The following is a 23,640-nucleotide window of genomic DNA, read 5'->3' as shown; positions in this document are numbered from 1 at the left end:
GCACAAAACGCCTCCCCCTTTGGAGGCGGGCTTGCCCGCGATGAGGCCGGCCAAGGCGCTGCAATCAGCAGCTCAACGCCCGGGCAAGAAACGGCGCAGTCCGGCTCTTCTTGTTCGCGGCGACTTTCTGCGGCGTACCGGCCACGACGATTTTGCCGCCCTGATCTCCAGCACCCGGACCGATATCGATCACCCAGTCGCTCTGCGCCACCACGCGCATTTCGTGCTCGACCACAATCACCGTGTGCCCTGCGCTCACCAGATTGTCCAGTTGCTCCAGCAAGCGGTCGACGTCTCGCGGGTGCAGCCCGGTAGTGGGCTCGTCCAGCACATACAACGTTGCACCACGGGCATTGCGCTGCAGCTCGGTGGCCAGTTTGATCCGCTGCGCCTCGCCTCCGGACAACTCGGTCGCCGGTTGACCGAGGCGCAGGTAATCGAGTCCGATATCGCGCAGCACTTCCAGTGAGCGGCGGATCGCCGGTTGCTCGGCAAACACCGTCACCGCCTCGTCCACGGTCAATTGCAGCACCTGAGCAATGCTCAACCCCTGCCACTGAACCGCAAGCGTCTCGGGGTTGTAACGTGCGCCATGACAGGTTGGGCACGGCGCATAGACGCTCGGCATGAACAGCAACTCGACACTGACAAACCCCTCGCCCTCGCAAGTCGGGCAACGGCCCTTGGCGACGTTGAAGGAAAACTGCCCGGCGTCGTAGCCCGCCTCTTGCGCCTGAGGGGTGGCGGCGAACAGCTTGCGCACGTTGTCGAACAGCCCTGTGTAGGTCGCCAGATTGGAGCGTGGCGTGCGGCCGATGGGCTTCTGATCGACCTGCACCAGACGCTTGATCGACTCCAGCCCGGCGCTGACCTGGCCGGTGCTGGCGGTCGGCGTATCGTCTTCCAGATTGAGTTCTTCCGGTTCAGCGTCACTGGCGCTGCGCCCGAGCTGCACGCCGACCAGTTCCAGCAGCGCCTGGCTGACCAGGCTCGACTTGCCGGAACCGGAGACCCCGGTGACCGAAGTGAAACAGCCCAACGGAAATTCGGCGCTGAGGTTGTTGAGGTTGTTGCGCGTGACGCCATCGAGCTTCAGCCAGCCCGACGGTTTACGCGCGGTGCGGGTCGGCCGTTGCTGTTCGGCGAACAGATAGGCGCGGGTCTGCGACTGCTCGATGGCTGAAAGCCCGGCAGGCGGACCGCTGTAGAGAATCTGCCCGCCCTTCTCGCCCGCCGCCGGGCCGACATCGATCAACCAGTCAGCGCGGCGCATGGTGTCCAGATCGTGCTCGACCACAAACACACTGTTGCCGTCAGCCTTGAGCCGCTGCAAGGCATCGAACAACGCCTCGCCGTCGGCCGGATGCAGACCGGCGGAGGGTTCATCAAGCACGTAAATCACACCAAACAGTTGCGAGCCCAGTTGCGTGGCCAGGCGCAGGCGCTGCAACTCCCCGGACGAGAGAGTCGGCGTACTGCGCTCCAGCGCCAGATAACCGAGACCGAGATCGGTCAGGGTGCTGACCCGCTCAAGCAGGTCCTCGGCGATGCGCTGTGCCGCCAGGCGTTTTTCCAGCGACAGGTTGGGCGTATGGCGCACGTCTGGCGCGTTGGCGTGGCCACTGGCGCCATGGGCGACACGCTGCTGGTGGGCTTCGCGGGTCTGGCCGTGGGTCAGGGTTTCGCCGGTTTCATCGGCGTGTTCCAGCCAGCTCGCGTCCGCCACCGGTTTCAAGACCTCGGCGACTTGCAGCAGCGGCATCCGCGACAACTCGCCGATGTCGTGGCCGGCAAACGTTACCGATAGCGCCTCGCGTTTCAGGCGTTTGCCATCGCACAACGGGCACAGGCTGCCGAGCATGAACTGCGAAACGCGCTTCTTCATCAGCGCACTTTGCGAATGGGTAAACGTATGCAGGATGTAGCGTCGGGCGCCGGTGAAGGTGCCTTGATAGCTCGGCTCCATCTTGCGTTCCAGAGCCACACGGGTTTCTTCCGGCGTCAGCCCGGCATATACCGGAACCGTTGGCGTCTCTTCGGTGAACAGAATCCAGTCGCGCTGTTTTTTCGGCAGTTTGCGCCAGGGGATGTCGACATCAATGCCCATGGTCACCAGGATGTCGCGCAGGTTCTGCCCCTGCCAGGCCAGCGGCCAGGACGCCACGGCGCGCTGGCGGATGGTCAGCTCCGGATCGGGCACCATCAAGGCTTCGGTCACTTCATAGACCCGACCCAATCCGTGGCATTCCGGGCAGGCACCTTGCGGCGTGTTCGGTGAAAAATCCTCGGCGTACAGCATCGGCTGGCCTGGCGGGTAACTCCCGGCGCGGGAATACAGCATGCGGATCAGGCTCGACAGCGTGGTCACGCTGCCCACCGACGAGCGTGTACTGGGCGTGCCGCGTTGCTGTTGCAGCGCCACCGCCGGTGGCAGACCGTCGATGGAGTCGACGTCCGGCACGCCGACCTGGTCGATCAGCCGCCGCGCGTAGGGCGCTACCGATTCAAAATAGCGGCGCTGCGCTTCGGCATACAAGGTGGAGAACGCCAGCGACGACTTGCCCGACCCGGACACGCCGGTGAACACCACCAGCGCATCCCGGGGAATATCGACGTCGACGTTCTGCAGATTGTGTTCGCGGGCACCGCGCACCCGGACCATGCCGGCGGTGGAACTGGAGCTGCGCTTGGAAGTCATTGGCCAACCTTGGTCTGAAGAAGAATTGCTCAGGCACTCAGCACCGCACGGATCATCTGCAACAACGCTTCCGGCCCGTAGGGCTTGCCGAGCAAATGAGTGTCGGGGCTGAGCTGGTGATTGCGCGAGATGATGTCGCGGGTGTGGCCGGAGGTGAACAGCACGGCCACCGGCGGCATTTGCACCTTGGCCCAGGCGGCGAGATCGGAGCTTTTGATCAGCCCGGGCATGACCACGTCGGTGAAGATCAGGTCGACTCGGGCGCCTTCCAGCAGCATCTGCATGGCCGCATCGCCATTACCGGCGATCAATACCCGATAGCCTTCTTCGCGCAACAGCTCCACCGCCGAAGTGCGTACGGCTTCGTTGTCCTCGACCACCAGAATCGTTTCATTGCCACCGGCCTGCTGACGGCGCACGTCAGGCGTCTCATCGATCAGCGGCCGCAAACTGCGCGGGAAATACAACTGAACCCGCGTACCCTCGCCGATCTGGCTGTCGATCTCGACATGCCCGCCGCTCTGTTTGACAAAACCGAACACCATGCTTAATCCGAGGCCCGTGCCCTGCCCGTCGGCCTTGGTGGTGAAGAACGGCTCGAACACCTGTTCCAGCATGTGCGGGGCAATGCCCACGCCGCTGTCGCTGACCGAGACCCGCACGAAATCCCCCGGCACAATGCCCTTGCCGGCGCAGAACGCCCGATCCAGTGAAGTATTGGTGGCGCCGAGGACGATGGTGCCCTCGCCCTTCATGGCATCCCGGGCGTTGATCGCCAGATTGAGAATCGCGTTTTCCAGTTGATTACGATCGACGTTGATGTGCCACGGTTCTACGGGCAACTGCACGTCGATCTGAATGGTTTCTCCCAGTGCCCGTTGCAGCAATTCGCCGACACCTTCGAAGATTTGCCGTGGATCGCACACCGCCGGCGACAGCGGCTGACGCCGGGCGAACGCCAGCAGTTGCGAGGACAGCTTGGCGCCGCGCTCGACCGCCGCCAGCGACGCGCTGACCCGGCGTTGCACATTGGCGTTGTTCGGCTCATGCCGCGCCAACAGGTGCAGGTTGCCAGCGATCACCTGCAGCAGGTTGTTGAAGTCGTGAGCCACGCCGCCGGTGAGGCCGCCGATGGCTTCGAGCTTCTGCGACTGGCGCAATTGCTCTTCGGCGTTGAGGCGTGCTTCCACTTCATCAGCCACGCGCTGCTCAAGGTTTCGGGTGAATTTAAGCAGGGATTCTTCAGCGGTCTTGCGTTCATGGATGTCGATCAGTACCCCGGGGAAACGGAACGGCTGGCCCTGTTCATCGAACTCACAACAGCCGCTTGCCAGCACCCATGAATGGCTGCCGTCAGCGCGGATCACTCGGTATTCGGCGTTGTAGGGCTCGCCGGTGCGTACCGAGTTTTCGACGCACTCCTGCACCCAGACGCGGTCATCGGGATGAATGTGCGCTTCGGCAATGTGCTGCGGCAGGTTGGTCAGGTCCTGATCCGGCGGGAAGGAAAAGGTCCGGGCAAAGCGCTCGTCCGCCGACAGCACGTTGTTTCTCACGTCCCAGACAAATGAACCGAGCAATGCCCCGGCATTCAGCGCCAGACGCACTCGCTCATTGTCGGCGCGATAGGCGTCTTCGGCAGCCTGGCGCAGGCGTTCTGACAGCACCAGTTCGGTGGTTTCCACCACCATCGCCATCACGCCGGAAGGTACTCCCGCATCGTCAGCGACCGGACTGTAATAAAGGTCCATCCAGACATCTTCGGGAACGCCGGCGCGTAGCAGGACCAGTTCTTTGTTGCGATAGGACAGCGTACCGCCAGCCAGGCATGTGTCGACCACATGCCGGTTGAAATCAGCGACTTCCGGCCAGCCCAGTTCCACCGGCACACCCAGCAGATACGGGTGCCGGCCGCCGGCGAACCGCGAGTAGGCGTCGTTGTAGATCATGTAACCGGCATGGCCCCAGAGCATGACCATCGGCAACGGCGAGGCGAGCATCAACTGCACCGTGCTGCACAGGCTGGCCGGCCATGTTTCGAGGGGGCCCAGATCCGTACCGCTCCAGTCGAACGCACGGATGCGTCCGGCCATCTCGCCTTGCCAGCCGTCACACCCGTGGCTATCGGATAAGAACTGCATCGTTTGATCCAACGCCTTATGGTTTGTCCGATATGTCGCTACGTCCAGTGACGTCACGCCCGTCTGTTTCGAGCCTTGCGGGGGGCAATGGTTTCATTAGAGGTATAGCTGATTTCACTGGCGACCGGAATTCACACCTCGATCAAGTGCTTGAGCGGGTGATAACCGGTTTTCAGCTTGGCAGCGACATCAAGAATCGCCTTCTGAATGCCATCCAGATGCATACAGGTCAGCTCGATCGCCGCGCTCTGGTTGCCGGCCTCGATGTATTCGATCAGGCGCAAGTGTTCGTCGTCGCGGCAAGCTTCGTGGCTGTCGTCATCCAGCGCGGCGGCGTACAGCGAGGCGCGGGATATCAGCTTCTGGAACCAGTCGAGCAACACCGGGTTGTTCAGGCTGCGGGCCAGTTTGAGGTGGAACTCGCCGAGCAGGTGAATCAACCGCTCGTGGTCGCCGGCTGCGTGGGCTTCATCTTCCAGCAATAGATGCTCGCGCAGATCCTGCATCGCGGCGGAGTCCTTGCGCCGGCACAGCTCGGTGACGATGCCGATCTCGATCAGACGCCGGGTTTCGAACAGCGAACGGATCTCTTCATCGCTGGGTAGCGACACCGACGCACCTTTATTGGGCTCGGTGGTGACCAGTCCGTCGGCCTCCAGTTGCTTGAGCGCGGCGCGAACCGACGTGCGGCTGACATTGAACAATTCCGCCAGCGACGCCTCGCCCAGTTTCATTCCCGGACGCAGCGAGCGCTTGCTGATCGCCTCGTAAACCCCTTGGTAGACGCGGTCGACCGTGGTTTCCGTTTTCTTCTCGGTCATTCAACAGCTCCTTCAATGCTGGCAACGCTGCCCGACGAGAGACTCAGTCTGGGAAATGGGGGGTTGCGCAAGCAGATTAATCCGGGTATTTCTAAATTGCATTCAGATATTGCATACAATAATTAGAGGATTGCACCATTATGGGTCAACCAATAGCAATTGAAGTGCGTAATGTCTCCAAACGGTACTCCGACGATCCCGGCCTCGCGCCAGCCCTCGACAATGTCTCGGTGAACATCGCCGACAATGAATTCTTCACCCTGCTCGGCCCCTCGGGCTGCGGCAAAACCACCTTGCTGCGCACCATCGCCGGATTCGAACACGTCAGCGACGGCGAGATCCGTCTGGCGGGTGAAACGGTCAATCACCTGCCGCCGTTCAAGCGTCGGGTCAACACGGTATTCCAGAGTTACGCGCTGTTTCCGCACATGAGTGTCGCGCAGAATATCGCCTTCGGCCTCGAGATGCAGGGTCTTGATCGCAAGACGATCCCCGGACGGGTCGACGAGATGCTCGCGCTGGTGCAGATGGAGCACCTGGCCGGGCGCAAACCGGCGGAACTGTCCGGTGGCCAGCAGCAGCGCGTGGCTCTGGCCCGGGCCCTGGCGCCGAAACCGAAAGTACTGTTGCTCGACGAGCCGCTGTCGGCGCTGGACCTGAAGCTGCGCAAGGAAATGCAGGTCGAACTCAAGCGTGTGCAACAGGAAGCCGGGATCACCTTCATCTTTGTCACCCACGATCAGGAAGAAGCCCTGACCCTGTCCGACCGGATTGCGGTGATGTCCGCCGGCAAGATCCTGCAGATCGGCACCCCGACCGACATCTATGAACGCCCGCAGCACCGCTTCGTCGCCCAGTTCATCGGCGACATCAACTTCCTCCCTGGCCAGCTCAAGCGCGGCGAGCACAACCAGAACCTCTTCGTGCCCAACGGCATGCCGGTGGAAATCCCCTGCCCGCCACAAGGCGTCAATGGCAGCAGCGTGCAACTGGCGTTTCGTCCCGAGCGTTCGCAACTGGTCGCGGCGGATCAACCCCATCATCTGCGCGGGGTGATCGAGGCCGTGCTGTATGTCGGCACTGCAACGCTGTACCAGTGCCGCTTGAACAACGACATAAAAGTCATGCTGCGGGAAAACAACGAAGGCCTGAGCGCTTGTCGTGCGGTCGGCGAGCCCGTGGCGGTGCGCCTGCCACCCCAGGCCTGCCTGTTGATGGAGGCCTGAGATGAGCGTCAGCAGCACTTCCCCCTCCCTCAACCGCGCGCTGTTGCTCAGCCCGGTGGTGTTGACCCTGCTCGCCCTGATCGCCATTCCGCTGGGGATCATGGGTTACATCAGCCTGCTGCCGCGCAACACCTACGGCGGCGTCGACTGGCAGGCGCAATGGCAGTTGCAGAGTTACGTGCAGCTGTTTTTCCAGGAAGGTTTCGACGGCGAGCTGGAACTGAACTGGGTCTACGCCCAGGCACTGTTGCGCTCGGTGTTCCAGGCCGGCGGCACCACCGTGTTGTGCTTTCTGTTCGGGTTTCCGGTGGCGTTGTGGATGTCGAGCCTGACCCCGCGCCGACGCAACCTGATGGTGTTGCTCATCACCATTCCGTTCTGGACCAACCTGCTGATCCGCAACTACGCGTGGCTGATCATCCTGCGCGAACAGGGCTGGGTCGCCCAGAGCCTTAACGCGCTGTTCCCGAGTGCCGGCGGCATCACCCTGCTCTACAACGACTTCGCGGTCAGCGTCGGTCTGGTCTACAGCTTCCTGCCGTTCATGATCCTGCCGATCTACTCGACCCTGGAAAAACTCGACTGGCGTCTGGTTGAAGCCGCTTATGACCTGGGCGCCAACCGCTGGCACGCACTGCGCCGGATCATCCTGCCGCTGTCGATGCCCGGCGTGATTGCCGGCGCGTTGCTGGTGTTCGTGCCGAGCCTCGGCGCCTTCATCACCCCGGCGATTCTCGGCGGCGGCAAGACCCTGATGATCGGCAACCTGATCCAGCAGCAATTCGGCACTGCGCGCAACTGGCCGCTGGGCAGTTCGCTGTCGTTCCTGCTGCTGGGGATTCTGCTGTTGTCATTGGTGCTCTACGCCCTCTACAGCCGCAACGCGGTGAAAACCCTGAACCGGGGAGCGAAAGCATGATCTCTCTGCACCTGAAAAAACTCCCGGCGACCCGGGAAATCAGCCTGCTGATCCTCGCCTATCTGTACGTGCCGATCCTGGTGTTGATCGTCTACAGCTTCAACGCCAACCGCTCGGCGACGGTGTGGACCGAGTTCTCGTTCGCCTGGTACGGACGGATCCTGGCCAACCCTTCGATCCAGACCGCCGCGCTGAACTCGATCATCGTCGCGACCATCGCCACCGTGTGCGCCACGGCGATTGCGCTGCTCGCAGCGCTGGCGACGTACCGGCCGTTCTACGGGCAGAAAATGGTCGAAGGCGGGATCAACCTGCCGCTGATCCTGCCGGAGATCGTCACCGCCGTGGCGACCCTGCTGCTGTTCATGGCGCTAGGGATCAAGCTCGGCCTGATGACGGTGATTGTCGCGCACATCGGCTTCTGCATTCCGTTCGCCTACCTGCCAATTCGCGCACGCCTGAACGATCTGGACAAGAGCCTGCTGGAGGCCGCCAACGACCTGTACGCCAACCCATGGCAAGTGTTCCGCCGCGTGACGCTGCCGCTGTTGTGGCCGGCGGTGTTGTCCGGTTCGGTGCTGGCGTTCGTGGTCAGCCTCGACGATTTCATCATGACCTTCTTCGTCGCCGGCCCTGGTTCGACCACGTTGCCGGTGTACATCTTTTCGGCGATCAAGGCCGGCGTGACGCCCGAGATCAACGCGATCTCAACCCTGATGCTGGTGATCTCCATCGTTCTCGTGGTGCTGGCCTTCTGGCTCGGCCAACGCGGCAAACAACAATAAACCTGGAGCGTTCTCATGAAAGTGAAAAACATGCGTCTGGCAGTATCCGGTCTGGCCTTGAGTTGTTTCACCGCGTTCAGCGCCCATGCCGCCGAGCCCAAGGAATTGTTCTTCTACAACTGGACCGATTACTACCCGGTAGACCTGCTGGCCAAGTTCGAAAAGGAGACCGGGATCAAGGTCACCATGGACGGCTATGACAGCAACGAAACCCTGCTGGCCAAGTTGCAGGCCGGCGGCGCGGCGTATGACGTGATCGTGCCGTCGCAGTCGATCATGCAGACGCTGATCAAACAGGACCTGCTGCTGGAAATCGACGCTCCGACCCTGAACAACTTCCAGTACGTCAAAGGGCCGTTCCGCGATCCGAGCTTCGATCCGGGCCGCAAATATTCGGCGCCGTACCTGTGGGGCACCACCGGTTTCTCCTATGACAGCGCCCGGGTGCCGGGCGGCAAGCTCGACGACTCGTGGAAAGAATTCTTCGAGCCGCGCAAGGAACTGCAAGGCCAGCTCGCCGCCCTCGACACCTCCAGCAGCGTGATCAATGCCGCCAGCCATTACCTGAACGTCGACGAATGCACGGAAAACCCGCAGGACGCCAAGCGCATCCTCGAACTGCTGCAAAAGCAGAAACCGTTTTTGAAGATGTACAGCTCCGACAACACCGTCGACCGTATGGCTTCGGGCGAAGTGATCATGATGCAGAACTGGAACGGCTCGACAGCCCGCGCCACCTTGCAGAAGAGCACGATCAAATACGTGTACCCGAAAGAAGGCCTGGCGATGTTCCAGGACAACTTCGCCGTACCGAAAAGCGCCCCGCATCCGGGTAACGCGAAGATCTTTATCGACTGGATGATGAAACCCGAGAACGCGGCGGCCGTGTCCAACGCGATTGCCTATGCCAACGGGATTCAGAGCGATCAGTTGCTGGATGCGAAATGGAAGGTCATGGACGCGATCAACATGCCCGAGGAATACGCCTCCCGGCTGCGGCCGGAGAAGGAATGCAGCAACAAGGCGCGGGAGCTGCAGGATCGGATCTGGTCGAAGCTCAAAGGTTGATCGCCTGACTTGAGACCGCGTCGCGGCCATCGCTGGCTTGCCAGCGATGAGGCCCGCCCAGACAACATGGAAACAGAGGTATGAAATGTCCCACCCCCGCTGGCTCAGAAACATCCGCGCCTACGGCGCCCCTGCCGAAGACCTGCTGATCGAAAACGGCAAGTTCACCCAACGCCGCCCGGCCTCCAATGCTCCACTGGCCGCCACCGACATCGACGGCCAGAACCAGCTCCTGACCGCCCCGCTGGTGGAAAGCCACGTCCACCTCGACAAGACCCTGTACGGCCAGCCCTGGCGCCCGAACAGCGCGGGCCCGACGCTCAAGGATTACATCAGCAACGAGCGCCGCGTCCTGCGCGAAGTCAAAGCGCCGATCGCCGAACGGGCCGGTGCGCTGTTGGAAAACTGCATCGCCCGAGGTTCACTGACGATGCGTTGCCACGTCGACATCGATCCGGAATTCGGCCTGCGTCACGTCGAAGCCATGCAACAGCTGCGCGAACGCTACAACGACCTGATCGACCTGCAACTGGTGGTGTTCCCGCAAACCGGTCTGATCAGTCGCCCCGGCACCGCCGAACTGATGCGCGAAGCCATGGCCCTGGGCGTGGAAAACGTCGGCGGACTCGATCCCTGCGGCATCGACAACGACCCGATTGCGCAACTGGATTTCGTGTTCAACCTGGCCCGCGACTTTCAGCGTGGCGTCGATATTCACCTGCACGACAAAGGTGAACTGGGCCTGTGGCAGATCGCCCGGATCGCCGATTACACCGAGCGCTTCAACCTGCAGAACCGGGTGATGATCAGCCATGCCTATTGCCTCGGCATGTTGCCGTGGAGCCAGGTCAAGCCGGTCGCCGAACGCCTTGCCGCGCTGGGGATTTCGCTGATGAGTTCGGCACCGGCCGACTGCGCGGTGCCGCCGTTTCTGTCGCTGCGCGAGACGGGCGTCAACGTGTGCCTCGGCTCCGACGGCATCCGCGATGCGTGGTCGCCAATGGGCAATGGCGACATGCTCGAACGAGCGATGTTGCTGGCGTTCCGTTTTGACCTGGGCAAGGACGATGAACTGGCGGCGGCGTTCGACGCGGCAACGGTCAACGGTGCGCGCGCATTGGGGATCAAGGATTACGGCTTCGACATCGGCCGGCCGGCGGACTTTCTGCTTATGCCGGTCGAAACCCTTGGCGAAGCCGTGGTCGCGCGGCCGATGCGTCAGGTCTATCGCGGCGGTGAACTGATTGCCAGTGGCGGTCGTTTGCTGGGCAGTCGTCTGTGAAACGGATCGGCCTGAAGGCCAGTTGCGTGATCGGTTTCGACGGCACGCAGCATGTGCTGTGGCGTGACGGCGAAGTGGTGTTCGCCGGCTCGCGCATCGAATTTGTCGGGCGCGGTTATCAAGAGCCGGTGGATCAGTGGATCGATTACGGCAATGCGCTGATCGGGCCCGGTTTCATTGACCTCGATGCCCTCGGCGATCTCGATTCCACGGTACTGACCCTGGACAACGGCGACGAACGCGCCATGGGCCGCATGTGGTCGGCGGAGTATCTGGCGAGCGGCCCGCGTGAGTCGTTCAGCCGGGAAGAAGAGGTCTTCAAGTACCGCTACGCCTTTACCCAGTTGATCCGCAACGGCATCACCACGGCGATGCCGATCACCTCGATGTATTACCGCGAATGGGCGGAGACCTACGACGAGTTCGCCGCTGTGGCCAATGTGGCGGGCGAACTGGGGCTGCGCACGTATCTCGGCCCTTGCTACATGAGCGGCATGAGTTATTGGCGCGCCGACGGCACCCTCGCCCATCACTGGGATGAGGCGCGCGGTCTGGATGGACTGGACGCGGCCGAACGGTTTTTCAAGGATTTCGATGGCGCACACGCGGGGCTGATTCGCGGTGCGCTGCTGCCGGATCGCATCCAGACCTGCACCCCGGCGCTGCTTCAGCGTACGTCTGCATTGAGCCGCGAGCTGAATGCACCGATGCGTCTGCACTGCTGTCAGGCGCTTGGCGAAGTGGCGATGGTCGAACAGTTGCGCGGCACCTCGCCGCTGGGCTGGTTGCAGCAACTCGACCTGCTCACCCCGCGCAGCCTGTTGCCCCACGGCATCTACACCTCGGGGGATGATGATCTGCAACGGGTCATCGACGGTGGCGCCAGTCTGGTGCACTGCCCGCTGGTGTTTGCCCGCGACGGCGAGGCGCTGAATTCATTCGGCCGCTATCGCGCCCAAGGCATCAACTTCGCCCTCGGCACCGACACCTGGCCGGCGGACTTGCTGGCAAACATGCGCCACGGTCTGAACATCGCTCGATTGAAGGAGGGCGGCTCGGCGCGGACCAGCAGCCTCGATCTGTACAACGCCGCCACCCTCGGCGGCGCCAAGGCGCTGGGTCGTGACGATCTCGGGCGTCTGGCACCGGGGGCCAAAGCCGACATCACCGTATTCAGCCTGCGTGGTCTGCATCTGGGCCCGCTGTTCGACCCACTGAAAAACCTGCTGCTGGCCGGGCGCGGCGACGACTGCATCGCCAGCTACATCGACGGTCGCTGCGTGATGCACGACGGTCAGGTCAACGGCGTCGACTACCCCACTCTGCAACGCCAGGCCCAGCGCCAATACGAAAAACTGATGCGCAGCCACAGCGACCGGGCCTTTGGCCGACCGGATTGGAAAACCCTGTTCCGGCCGGCCATTCCCTTCGCCGACGACTACAGCGCCGAAGCGCCGTTGAGCGCCATCGATCCACTTCTTTAGAGAACACTGCCATGCACAGCTTCGATTTCAGCCAACTGAGCCCACGGGAAAAATACAAGATCCTGATCGGCAGCGTGGTGCCGCGCCCGATTGCCCTGGTCACCACCATCGACGGCGACGGCCGGGTCAATGCGGCGCCGTTCAGCTTCTTCAATGCGCTGTCGGCGGACCCGCCCATTCTCGCGCTCGGTGTCGAGAACTACGGCGACCAGAGCCCCAAGGACACCACCCGCAATATCCAGATGAACCAGGAGTTCACCGTCAACATCGTCAACGATGCACTGGTGGAAGCCATGAACGTCTGCGCCGTGCCGTTCGCGCCGGGCTTCGATGAGTTGACGGCTGCCGGCCTGACGGCGATCCCCGGCACTTCGGTCAAATGTCCGCGAATCGGCGAGGCACCGGTGGCACTGGAGTGTCGGCGGATGATGGCGCTGAACATCGGCCAGTCGCGTGAAATCATCTTTGGCGAGGTGTTGATGGCGCATGTGCGCGACGAGTTGATCGACCCGAAAACCCTGTACATCGATCAATTGGGGCTGGATGCGATTGGGCGCATGGGTGGGCATGGTTATGCGCGGACCCGGGATTACTTCGATTTGCCGACCCGCTCGTTGCAAGCGTGGACGGAGGCGCCGGGGGGTGGCGAGCGGTTCTGGCCTGCCAAATAAAAAGCAGCCCACCGAGGTGGGCTGCCGTGACAGGTCAATCAGTCAGTGCCGTACTTCGGCGACCGTGGCCCATACAGCAGGCCTGCCGGATGTCCGGCCGACAGCAGTCGATTGCTGGCCACACCGGCAATCGGGTAGCCAGCATCGCTGGAGCTGTTGACGATCTGTTTTACCGCAGCAGTGATCAGCGCGCCGATCAGGCCGCCGCCACTGTTGTTGCCGCCCTCTTCGCTCGACGCCCGGGCTGCACCGGTCCACAAAGTGACGCCGGTTTTCAGGTCCACCAGTTTGGCGCTGGCGGTCACTGCGGTTTCGCTGCTGATCACCATGTAGCGCGTGCCGTACTCGCTGACGGTGATGTACAGCGCCGCGTCGGCACCGAAGATTTCGTGCAGTTTGTTGACCGGCGCCTGATGGATGTCATCCGGCGTGGTCAGGCCGTTCTGGCGGAACGTCTCGTCGACCAGGGTAATCGGCAGCACGTAGTAACCGGCCTCGGCCAGCGGGAACGTCACTTGCGACAACAGGCTGTAGGACGCCTTGACGTCCGGCGAGGTGTTCAGCGGCGGCAGCACCAGAATGGACTTCGGACGCGCTTGCTTGTACGCCGAATAGTCCACGGTTTTCGGTGCGACGCAGCCACCCAGAACGGTCAGCGCCAGGCCGGCGGCCAGCAGTTTCAAGGCACGGGAGATCATTTGGCGTCTCCGGTCTTGGCGTTCTTGAGCAAGAAGTCCATGTAGGTGCCGGACTCGGGGAACAGGGTCTTCTCTGTGCGCAATTGCTGCACCATCTGATCGTCCTTGCCCATGCTCAGGTACAGCAGACCGAGGTGTGCGTGGTAACCCGGCGGTACGGGCTTGCCACTGGCGCGGATTTTTTGCAGATCGGCTTCCAGCGCTTCGGCCTGGGCCTCTTTCGGCGTTTCGCTTTTGAAGTATTCGTAGACTTGTGGCTGGTAGCCTTCCCACTGGTACAGGGTTTGCGGGCTGCTGCAACCGGCCAGCAAGGCGCTGGCGGTCAGGGCCATCAGCGACCGAGACAGGGACAGATTCATGGTGTGTTGCTCCTTGCGATGGGCGTCTATCAGTTGCCCGGTTTCCAGGCGCCGGCGTTCATGCCATCGACCAGGCGATTGATCGCCTCGCGCATGGCAAGATCGAGGACTTTGCCGTTGAGGGTGGAGTCGTAGGCAGCAGTGCCGCCAAAGCCGATGATTTCGCGGTTGGACAAGGCGTATTCGCCGGCGCCCTGGGTCGAATACACCACTTCGGAAGTGCTGATGTTGACGATGTTCAGGTTGACCTTGGCGTAGGCGACCTGGGTCTTGCCACGGCCGAGAATACCGAACAGCTGATGATCGCCGGTCTCTTTGCGGCCGAACTCGGTGACGTCACCGGTGACCACGTAATCGGCGCCTTTCAGACGCTGGGCCTGGCCCTTGATCGCCGCCTCCTGCTGGATCTCGCCCATGTTGTCGCGGTCGAGCACGGAGAAACGGTTGGTCTGCTGCAGGTGAGTGATCAGGATGGTCTTGGCCTGGCCGCCGAGACGGTCGACGCCGTCGGAGAAGATCCCGCGCATGTAGCTCGAACGGTTGTCGAATTTGCCCACGGCCATCGGGATACGGACACCGGTCCAGGCCCGAGTGGCGCTTTCCACCTTGGCCACCGGCAGTGCGCGGGAGCTTTCGGTGGCGCAGCCGGAAAGCGAGCCGGCCAGGGTGCCGAGGACGGCAATCGCAACGCCCGAGACCAACATCCGGGAGATCATTCTCACTGTGCATTCCTTCTGAAAAATGATGTGTCCCGGCACGGCAAAAATCGTGGGGGATCGGGAAAGGGCCGGCATTATGCCAAAGTGCCATCAGTGAGGACAGGTTTTTTTGACGCCAGTGAATTGGCTTTCGAATCAGCAGTTTTGTCAGTGGAAATCGCGGCTTTGCACCCGAATCCCGTTGAGCAACGGGCTGAGATCGCTCAAGCGTCCGGCAATCAAGTGCCGCACCTCGCCTTCGCGCTCCCAGCGACCATCGACCTTGAGTAATTGTGAGCCCACCAGCACCTGACGCTGGCGCTCGGCCAGATCACGCCAGACCACCACGTTGACGTTGCCGAACTCGTCTTCCAGGGTCACGAAGGTCACGCCGCTGGCAGTGGCCGGGCGCTGGCGTCCGGTCACCAGCCCCGCGACGCTGACCGGCCGGCCGTGTTCGACCTCCAGCAACTCCCGGGAGCTGCGACAGCGCCGCGCACGCAACTCATCGCGCAACAGCGTCAGCGGATGCGGCCCCAGTGTGGTGCCCAGGGTGGCGTAGTCGGTGAACAGGTCTTCGCTGACACTCGGCGTAGGCAGCAGCACATCCGGCTCCTCCTGACTCGGCAACCCGGCAAACAACCCGAGCTGTTTCTGCACCCCGGCCACCTCCCAGCGCGCCCGATGGCGGTGGCCGGCCAGCCCACGTAACGCTCCAGAATCCGCCAGCAACGCCTGGGCCCGACTGTCGAGGCCGGCGCGTTCGCCCAGATCGGCGACATCGGCAAACGCGCCCCTCGCCCGAGCCTTTTCAATGCACCGGGCATCTTCCTCGCGAAAGCCTTTGATCATCCGCAACCCCATACGAATGGCCGGTTGCTCGCCGGTGATCGGCTCCAGGCTGCAATCCCAGTCACTGGCACGCACGTCTACCGGGCGGATTTGCAAATGATGGCGGCGTGCATCCTGGAGAATCTGATCCGGGCTGTAGAAACCCATCGGCCAGCTGTTGATCAGCGCACAGGCGAACGCCGCCGGTTCATGGCACTTGAGCCAGCAACTGGCGTACGTCAGCAAGGCAAAACTGGCGGCGTGAGACTCGGGAAAACCGTAACTGCCGAAGCCCTTGATCTGCTCGAAGATCTGCGCGGCGAAATCCGGGCTGTAGCCGTTTTTCTTCATGCCGGCGGCCAGCCGTTCCTTGTGCGGTTCCAGCCCGCCGTGGCGTTTCCACGCGGCCATGGAGCGGCGCAACTGGTCGGCCTCGCCGGGGCTGTAATCGGCGGCGACGATGGCGATCTGCATCACCTGTTCCTGAAACAGCGGCACGCCAAGGGTGCGTTTGAGCACCACTTCCAATTCCGGTGACGGATAGGTTTCCTTTTCCTCCTTGTTTCGCCGGCGCAGGTATGGATGCACCATCCCGCCCTGGATCGGCCCCGGCCGGACGATGGCCACTTCAATCACCAGATCGTAGAAGTTTTGCGGGCGCAGACGCGGCAGCATCGACATCTGCGCCCGGGACTCGATCTGGAACACGCCGATGGTGTCGGCGCGGCTGATCATGTCGTAGGTCGGGCGGTCGTCAGGCGGGATCGTGGCCAGGCTCAGATTCTGGTTGCGATGACGGCGCAGCAGGTCGAAACAGCGGCGAATCGCACTGAGCATGCCGAGGGCAAGGATATCCACCTTGAGCAGCCCGACCGCATCGAGGTCATCCTTGTCCCACTGAATGATGGTGCGGTCTGCCATCGCGGCGTTTTCCACCGGCACCAGGGTGTCCAGCGGTTGCTCGGAAATCACGAAACCACCGGGGTGCTGCGACAGGTGCCGGGGGAAGCCGATCAGTTGCCCGGTCAGGCTCAGCACCCGGTGCAGGATCGGGCTGTCCGGGTCGAAGCCGTTTTCGCGCAGGCGTTCCACGGGCGGTGTTTCATCGCTCCAGTGGCCGCAGCAATCGGCCAGCGCGTTGATCTGGTCTGGCGGCAAACCGAGGGCCTTGGCCACATCGCGTACCGCACCGGCAGCGTGATAGGTGCTGACCACCGCCGTCAGCGCCGCACGACGGCGGCCATAACGACGAAACACGTATTGCAGGACTTCTTCTCGGCGTTCGTGCTCGAAATCCACGTCGATGTCCGGCGGCTCGTTGCGCTCCCTCGACATGAAGCGCTCGAACAGCAGCGTGGTGCGATCCGGGTCGATCTCGGTGATGCCCAGAGCAAAACAAACCGCCGAGTTGGCCGCCGAACCCCGGCCCTGGCAAAGGATTTTCTGCTGCCGGGCGAAGCGCACCACGTCGTGCACGGTGAGGAAGTAGCTTTCGTAGCCGAGTTCGGCGATCAGCTTCAGTTCCTTGTTGATCTGCCTCAGCACCTTGAAGGGCGCGCCGTTTTCCCAGCGCCAGGCGATGCCCTGTTTAGTCAACTGTCGCAGCCAGGAACGACCCGAGTATCCATCGGGCACCAGCTCTTTCGGATACTGATAACGCAATTGGCTTAAATCGAACGTGCAGCGCCGGGCCAGTTTCACCGATTCGTCCAGCAAGGCCTGCGGATACAACTCGCTCAACACATCAAGGCTGCGCAAGTGCCGCTCGCCATTGGGGTGCAGGCGCATCCCCGCTTCGGCCACCGGAACGTGATGGCGGATCGCGGTCATGGTGTCCTGCAAGGCCCGGCGGCCACGGGCGTGCATGTGCACATCGCCGCTGGCCACGGCTGGAATTTGCAGTTCATCCGCCAGACTCAGCAGTGCGGCCAGCCGTTGCTGATCGTTCTGCCCGCGATGCAACTGCACGGCCAGCCACAGCCGTTCACCGAAGGTCTGCTTCAGCCAGCGGCCCTCTTCCACGTCATCGACCGTATCCGGCACCCACAGCACCAGCAATCCCGGCAATGGCTCGCTGAAGTCCTCGCGCAGCACTTGATACTGGCCTTTCTGCGTGCGCCTTCGGGCCTGAGTGATCAAGCCGCACAGCGCCTGATAACCCTCGATGCTTTCTACCAGCAGCACCAGTTTCGGGCCGTTTTCGATACGGATTTCGCTACCGATGATCAGCGGCAGCTCCACGGATTTTGCCGCCTGCCAGGCACGGACGATCCCGGCGAGGGTGCACTCATCGGTGATCGCCAACGCCTGATAGCCGTGTTTTTTCGCGCGCTGAAACAGCTCCAGCGCACTGGACGCACCGCGCTGAAAACTGAAATTCGACAGGCAGTGCAGCTCGGCATAACCCTGGTTCACGCGAACCAGCCCTGCAGCCACAACGGACCGCCCTCACCCACTGCCCGGTACGCCCAGCCTTGCTGGCCGGCGCGGTTCTGGATCAGGTAATAGTCGCGGCGCACGTCGTCACCGTCCCACCAGCCGGACTCGATCCGTTCCGGGCCCATGAGGATGCGCGCCGAACCTTCGGGTACTGACTGCGGCTCACTCAGCAACCAGCCCGGACGCTGCACGCCGGGTAACGCAGCACAAGGCTGCTTGTCATCGGCGTTCTGCCACGCGCACTCAGGTCGGTGATCGGCCTGGAAGCGCAGGCCCTGGACCGCCTCATCTCCCAGCCGTGCGCGCAAGCGTTCACGCAGTTGCTCCCAGGGCAAGGTCTGCTGCGGACGGTCGTCGAACAGTTCCTGAAACTGCGGCACGAAACTCGGCAGATCCTCGGCGCGCAGACGAAAACCGCGCACCGGGGCCTCGACCTGCACCTGCTCCAGTCGGCCACGGGCCAGTTCGAAGAGCATCGCCGGGTCGCGTTCGGCGCTGAGCAGACCGACCTTGATCAATGTGTCCGGCAACCCGGCGTGTTCCAGGTGCAGATCGAAGCGCTGCACGCCGCTGTCGCGCCCGCACAAGAACGCCGACAGATCGGACGTCAGGCGGCGCAATGGAAACAGCAGCGCCTGATGGGATTGCACGTCGAAATTGAGTTCGATGCGCACATCGAAACGGTCCGGCGGCAGGTAGAACGCCAGCGCCAGCGGCCGTGCGCCGAACAGCGTGTCCAGATGCTTGAGCATCGGCGCCTCGAAACGCCGGGCCAGGGCCTGACGCGGCAGGTTCTGCACCTGATGAAGGTTGCGCAGGCCCATGCGCGACAGCGCCGTGGCCACGCTCGGTTCAAGCCCGATGCGATCGACCGGCAGTTGCCCGAGGTGATGGCGCAAGGCTTCACCGTCGGGCACCACCAATCCGTCGTAGGCGTTGGCCAGTATTCGCGCCGCTACCGGGTTGGGCGCGGCGACGATGCGGTGACGAAAACCCAGCTCCGTCAGTTCCGTGCGTAATCGCGCCTCGAACTGCGTCCAGGAACCGAACAGCCCGAGGCTCGATTCGATTTCGAACACCACGGTGCGCGGGTAATGCACGCTGACCTGGGCGCTGAAACGATAGGCCCAGGCGGCGAGAAACTGCTGCCAGTGCTCGACCTCAGCCGCGTCGTAATCGACGGTGGTGAACCCTTTGCTCATGGCCTGCGCGGCGGTCATCGATTGCCCGGGACGCAAGCCCAGTGCCCGCGCCGCCGGGTTGACCGCTTGCAGCACCCGGCGCTGGGCCGGGCCGCTGAGCAGCGCCAACGGTTGTTCGGGATCGGGGCGCTGACGCAGCACGGCGTCGAGGGCCAATTGCGGGAACAGAATGCAAACCCAGCGCATGGCGACCTCAATGCCCCACAGCGAAGGCGATCGGTGCGCTGCGCGCCAGACCGCCCCGGCACTTGAGCACGCGCAATTGCGCCGGGCGGGCATCGATGGCAATGCGCAGCGCGGCCGGCGAGGGGTTGATCGCTTCGCTCAATGGCCGCCACGCGAACGCCAGGGTCTGGCCGGTTTCCGCCGCCACCTGCAAACGGCGCAAGGCGCGGTCATCGGCCTTGTGCGGCCAGCACAGCACCGCGCCACAACTGCCCGAACGCAGGCATTGTTCCGCCGCCCACAAGGCATCACGTTCGCTGGCCTGGATCACCGACAACTGGCGCAGATCGACTCCCGCATTGGCCCACGCCTGCGGGTACGGCACGAATGGCGGCGCCACCAGCACGATGCGCTCGCCCGCCGCCGACAGACGCGCCAACGTCGGCCACACCAGTTGCAGTTCGCCAACGCCGGGCCCGGCCAGGAGGATTTCACTCAGCGCCGCTTCCGGCCAGCCGCCACTGGGCAAGGCCGCATCCAGCGCCGCGTGCCCGGTGGGTTGCGGGCTGGTGGTGGGTGGCGCAGGCCGGCCCTTCCAGATCTGGCCGCCATTGAACAGCGTATCCAGCGCAACGACGGCACCCATCAGCCTTGCCTCACCAGACCGCAGAACACCCCTTCGATGGCCAGGTCCTGATCGTCACGCACCACAATCGGCTGGTACGCCGGGTTGCGGGGCAACAGGCGAACCTCATCGCCGACCCGCTCGAAGCGTTTGATGGTGACCTCGCCGTCGAGCCGCGCCACCACGATCTGGCCGTTGAGCGCCTCGGAGTTGCGGCGTACGCCGACCAGATCGCCGTCGAGAATGCCGTCCTCGATCATCGAGTCGCCCTGCACCCGCAGCATGTAGTCGGGCGTGCGGGAGAACAGTGCGGGGTCGAGCATCAGCCGATTGTGCAGGTCGGCATCGGCGCCGATGGGCGCACCGGCAGCTACCCGGCCGAGTACCGGGACTTCGAGCAGTTCCGGCCGCGCCGGCTGCCCGAGCAGGCGAATGCCCCGGGCCTGATGCGGGTTGACCTCGATAAACCCGGCTTCGGTGAGCGCCAGCACATGCTTGCGCGCCACGCTGCGGGAGGCAAAACCAAAAGCCTCGCTGATTTCAGCGAGGCTTGGGGGCTGACCGTGTTCGGCGATGCGTTCGCGGATAAAGGTCAGGATAGCGGTACGGCGGGGAGTCAGATTTGTCATGGAGTACATTTGTACTCTTGCGGGAATTTCCTGACAAGCACCGCCAGTCAGCTCAAACCACGCTCCGCCAGAAACTCTGCGATGTAGTCGATAAACGCCATAACCTTGGCCGTCGCCCGCCGATGGCTCGGGTACACCGCCAGAATGTGCGGGCCAAAGCTGTCCGGGTCGATCTCGTAATCGGCCATGACCCGCACCAGTCGCCCGTCGGCGATGTACGGCGCGGCGCTCCACAGCGGCGTGTGCAACAAGCCGCGCCCGGCCAAAGCGCTGGCCAGCAGCAAATCGTAATTGTCACTGCGCAACAGCGGCGCCGCCGGTTGCGCCAGGCTCAGGCGCTGGCCGTCGCGTTCGGCCCACCAGAATTCGCGGCTGAGCAACGGATGCCGGTACAGCAGCCACTCATGCTGGTCGAGGGTTTGAGGCGTCACCGGCAAGCCCTTGCGCGCCAGGTATTCGGGGCTTCCGCAAAGTGCAAGACGATTGCTGCCAACCACCCGGGCAATCAGCCCCGGCAAATCATCGTGCCCTTCGCGCAGCGCCAGGTCGTAGCCGCTTTCCAGCAGATTGACGAATTCATCGCACAAATCCACTTGCAGGCTGATCTGCGGGTATTGCTGCAAAAAGCCGTCACACACCTGATCGAGAAACGCCCGGCCGTAAGCCAGCGGTGCGGTGATTTTCAGGCTGCCGCGCAGGCCATGCTGCAACTGCTCGATTTCTTCGCTGGCCTCGTCCAGCCGTTGCAGCACCTGGCGTGCGGTTTCCAGATAGAGCCGGCCGATTTCAGTCAGCAGTATCCGCCGCGTGCTGCGCTCGAACAGCCGCGCGCCGAGCTCGGATTCCAGATGATTGACCGCTTTGGTCAGGGCCGACGGGGTCTTGCCCAGTTGCTCGGCAGCGCGGCTGAAACTGCCGAGCTGCGCGGTGACCACAAACATTTTCAGTGCACCCAGCTTGTCCATGCTTTTTCCATTCAGGCAAAAACGTTTTTCGTGAGGGAGGCGTTCTGTCGGGCGTTGGCAGCCACTAATCTGGCCATCAGACGCAATAACAAGGAAATGTTCAATGAAAAGATTCATCCCGCATTTCGCAAAAAATGTGCTGATCGCCGCTGTGAGTTTTGCCTCGATGGAAGCCATGGCCGCTACCGATCTGGTGCTGCTCAATGGCAAGATTTTCACCGCCGACCGCGCTCAACCGCAGGTTCAGGCGCTGGCCGTGGAGAACGGCAAGGTGTTGAAAGTCGGCACCGATGCACAGATCAAAGCCTTGATCGAACCCGGCACCCAAGTGATCGACCTTCAAGGCAAGGCCATGATGCCCGGCTTGATCGACAGCCATTCCCATGCGATTTTCGGCGGACTGGAGATGGTCTCGGCGAACATGGAAGACGAGGTAGTTGAACTCGATGAACTGGAAAAGCGCCTGCGCGACTGGCGTGACGACGGCAAGGCCCGGCATGGCGATGTGTTGAGCGTGGCCGGAATGAGTTCGGCGTACTGGGCCAAGGCTGAGGCCCTAGGCAAGATCTTCAACCACGGCGAATGGGCCGACGTGCCGGTGGTGTTCACCGGCAGCGATCATCACACCGCATGGGCCAACAACGTGATGCTCAAGCGTGCGGGCATCGACGCCGCGCTGCTCAAAAACCTGCCGGAAGCCGAAAAAGACACCATCGGCAAACTGCCCAGCGGTGAGCCGAACGGCTTTGTGGTCGATGCCGGTTGGGATCGCGTCGCCTCGAAAATGCCGGTGCCGAGCCCTGCCGACCTGCTCAAGGCTGCGCAATCGGCGGTGCGTTTCAACAACAGCCTCGGCATCACCGCGTGGATGGACCCCGCCGCCAACGCCGCGCCTGGCGAACCGGTGTTCGCCCTCAAGCCCACCGAGAAAACCGTCGGCGTGTTGCCGGCCTACAAGGCCCTGTCGGAAAGCGGCGGCATGACCGCCCACGTCGCCGCACTGCTGGTGGCCAACCCGAAAAGCGTGCCGGCCGATCTCGATACCCTCGACAAGGTTCGCCGGCAGTTTCAGGGCATCCCCAACCTGACCCTGCCGGGGATCAAGATCTTCGCTGACGGTGTGATCGAATACCCGGCCCAGAGCGCGGCGATGATCGATCCCTACAGCAACTCGCACAAACAGGGCGAACTGCTGATCGATCCACAGCACTTCGGCGAACTGGTCAGCGCCATCGACCAGCGCGGTTGGCTGGTGCACATCCACGCCATCGGTGACCGCGCCGTGCGTGAATCACTGAACGGTATCGCCCAGGCACGCAAGGATCGACAAAGCGGCGTGACGCACTCGATCACCCACCTGCAAATGGTCAATCCCAAGGAATTCGCCCGCTTCAAGCCGCTGAACGTGATTGCCTCGATGCAACTGCTGTGGGCCAGCGCCGACGACTACACCACCGACATGATCAAGCCTTACGTCAGCGCCCTCGCCTTCCGCTATCAATACCCGGCACATTCGCTGCTCAAGCAGGGCGCGACGATTGCTGGCGCCAGCGACTGGCCGGTGTCCTCGCCGAATCCGTGGAACGCCATGGCCCAGGCCATCACCCGCACCGGGCCGTTGGGCGTGCTCAACGCCGACGAACGCCTGGACCGCGAAACCATGTTCTACGCCTACACCGTCAACGCCGCGCGCACCATCGGCCTGGAGCAACAAATCGGCTCGCTGAGCCCGGGCAAGCAGGCCGATTTCATCGTCCTCGATCGCGACGTGTTCAGCGTCGACGACAAGGCCCTGCATGACACTCAGGTCCTGCAAACCTGGTTCGCCGGCCGTCAGGTCTACGCCCCTACCCTCTAATAACGATCGCCGTATCCCCTGCCCGCCCCCGCGCCAGCCGCCGGGGTTCGGCGCAGCCTTGCCCGCTTCCTGCCCA

19 protein-coding genes are annotated in these 23,640 nt (G+C 62.9%); 8 read left to right on the top strand and 11 right to left on the bottom strand.

From position 1 onward, the window contains the following. Window positions 1-64 precede the first annotated feature (64 nt). From NH234_RS13890 to NH234_RS13880, 3 genes are all read right to left on the bottom strand, one after another. Window positions 65-2,698 carry an excinuclease ABC subunit A gene (locus tag NH234_RS13890; RefSeq protein WP_367257050.1) on the bottom strand — a complete coding sequence of 878 codons (2,634 nt, stop codon included), beginning with the start codon at window positions 2,696-2,698 and terminating at the stop codon, window positions 65-67. A 29-nt stretch (window positions 2,699-2,727) separates the two neighbouring features. After that, the gene (locus NH234_RS13885) at window positions 2,728-4,839 is read right to left on the bottom strand and encodes a PAS domain-containing hybrid sensor histidine kinase/response regulator (protein WP_085730724.1); all 2,112 of its coding nucleotides are present in this window, start codon (window positions 4,837-4,839) and stop codon (window positions 2,728-2,730) included. Window positions 4,840-4,970: 131 nt separating this feature from the next. Beyond that, the gene (locus tag NH234_RS13880; protein ID WP_085710119.1) at window positions 4,971-5,660 is read right to left on the bottom strand and encodes a GntR family transcriptional regulator; all 690 of its coding nucleotides are present in this window, start codon (window positions 5,658-5,660) and stop codon (window positions 4,971-4,973) included. Between the two features lie 140 nt (window positions 5,661-5,800). On the opposite strand from NH234_RS13880, the gene NH234_RS13875 reads away from it, so the two are divergent. The 7 genes from NH234_RS13875 to NH234_RS13845 all read left to right on the top strand — a co-directional run bounded on the left by NH234_RS13875 (window position 5,801) and on the right by NH234_RS13845 (window position 13,095). Further along, window positions 5,801-6,886, top strand: a complete 1,086-nt coding sequence (locus NH234_RS13875) for an ABC transporter ATP-binding protein (protein ID WP_085730723.1) — start codon at window positions 5,801-5,803, stop codon at window positions 6,884-6,886. Window position 6,887: 1 nt separating this feature from the next. Then, entirely contained in the window at window positions 6,888-7,805 is a 918-nt protein-coding gene (locus NH234_RS13870; protein WP_367257048.1) for an ABC transporter permease, read from the top strand. Then, window positions 7,802-8,590, top strand: coding sequence for an ABC transporter permease (locus tag NH234_RS13865; protein WP_085695903.1), 789 nt, complete (start codon window positions 7,802-7,804; stop codon window positions 8,588-8,590). Before NH234_RS13870 ends, NH234_RS13865 begins: the two co-directional genes overlap by 4 nt. 15 nt (window positions 8,591-8,605) lie before the next feature. Beyond that, window positions 8,606-9,658 carry an extracellular solute-binding protein gene (locus NH234_RS13860; RefSeq protein WP_085730721.1) on the top strand — a complete coding sequence of 351 codons (1,053 nt, stop codon included), beginning with the start codon at window positions 8,606-8,608 and terminating at the stop codon, window positions 9,656-9,658. Between the two features lie 85 nt (window positions 9,659-9,743). Then, window positions 9,744-10,940, top strand: coding sequence for an amidohydrolase family protein (locus NH234_RS13855; RefSeq protein WP_085730720.1), 1,197 nt, complete (start codon window positions 9,744-9,746; stop codon window positions 10,938-10,940). Beyond that, complete coding sequence (locus NH234_RS13850) at window positions 10,937-12,424, top strand: amidohydrolase family protein (RefSeq protein ID WP_367257045.1); 1,488 nt, start codon at window positions 10,937-10,939, stop codon at window positions 12,422-12,424. The genes NH234_RS13855 and NH234_RS13850 overlap by 4 nt, the downstream gene beginning before the upstream one ends. An 11-nt stretch (window positions 12,425-12,435) precedes the next feature. After that, complete coding sequence (locus NH234_RS13845; protein ID WP_367257043.1) at window positions 12,436-13,095, top strand: flavin reductase family protein; 660 nt, start codon at window positions 12,436-12,438, stop codon at window positions 13,093-13,095. 38 nt (window positions 13,096-13,133) lie between these two features. Here NH234_RS13845 and NH234_RS13840 read toward each other — a convergent pair whose 3' ends face one another. From NH234_RS13840 to NH234_RS13805, 8 genes are all read right to left on the bottom strand, one after another. Then, complete coding sequence (locus NH234_RS13840) at window positions 13,134-13,793, bottom strand: DUF799 domain-containing protein (RefSeq protein ID WP_367257041.1); 660 nt, start codon at window positions 13,791-13,793, stop codon at window positions 13,134-13,136. Then, entirely contained in the window at window positions 13,790-14,152 is a 363-nt protein-coding gene (locus NH234_RS13835) for a DUF4810 domain-containing protein (RefSeq protein WP_085710128.1), read from the bottom strand. The genes NH234_RS13840 and NH234_RS13835 overlap by 4 nt, the downstream gene beginning before the upstream one ends. A gap of 29 nt (window positions 14,153-14,181) precedes the next feature. Next, window positions 14,182-14,868, bottom strand: coding sequence for a CsgG/HfaB family protein (locus tag NH234_RS13830; protein WP_367257173.1), 687 nt, complete (start codon window positions 14,866-14,868; stop codon window positions 14,182-14,184). A 150-nt stretch (window positions 14,869-15,018) separates the two neighbouring features. Continuing rightward, window positions 15,019-18,117: an error-prone DNA polymerase gene (locus NH234_RS13825; RefSeq protein WP_367257039.1), complete on the bottom strand. Its 3,099-nt coding sequence runs from the start codon at window positions 18,115-18,117 to the stop codon at window positions 15,019-15,021. Further along, entirely contained in the window at window positions 18,093-19,508 is a 1,416-nt protein-coding gene (locus tag NH234_RS13820) for a DNA polymerase Y family protein (protein ID WP_085730716.1), read from the bottom strand. Before NH234_RS13820 ends, NH234_RS13825 begins: the two co-directional genes overlap by 25 nt. A 7-nt stretch (window positions 19,509-19,515) precedes the next feature. Beyond that, window positions 19,516-20,133, bottom strand: a complete 618-nt coding sequence (gene imuA / locus NH234_RS13815; RefSeq protein WP_367257037.1) for a translesion DNA synthesis-associated protein ImuA — start codon at window positions 20,131-20,133, stop codon at window positions 19,516-19,518. Then, the gene (lexA, locus tag NH234_RS13810; protein ID WP_085730714.1) at window positions 20,133-20,750 is read right to left on the bottom strand and encodes a transcriptional repressor LexA; all 618 of its coding nucleotides are present in this window, start codon (window positions 20,748-20,750) and stop codon (window positions 20,133-20,135) included. Before lexA ends, imuA begins: the two co-directional genes overlap by 1 nt. Before the next feature lie 38 nt (window positions 20,751-20,788). Beyond that, window positions 20,789-21,706, bottom strand: a complete 918-nt coding sequence (locus NH234_RS13805) for a LysR substrate-binding domain-containing protein (protein ID WP_367257035.1) — start codon at window positions 21,704-21,706, stop codon at window positions 20,789-20,791. A 103-nt stretch (window positions 21,707-21,809) separates the two neighbouring features. Between NH234_RS13805 and NH234_RS13800 the strand changes: the two genes are divergently transcribed. After that, window positions 21,810-23,564, top strand: a complete 1,755-nt coding sequence (locus NH234_RS13800; RefSeq protein ID WP_367257033.1) for an amidohydrolase — start codon at window positions 21,810-21,812, stop codon at window positions 23,562-23,564. Window positions 23,565-23,640 lie beyond the last annotated feature (76 nt).

Origin of the sequence: Pseudomonas sp. stari2 (genome assembly GCF_040760005.1) — a bacterium.
In the GTDB taxonomy this organism is placed as follows: domain Bacteria; phylum Pseudomonadota; class Gammaproteobacteria; order Pseudomonadales; family Pseudomonadaceae; genus Aquipseudomonas.
This window is presented reverse-complemented; position numbering and strand designations above follow the sequence as displayed.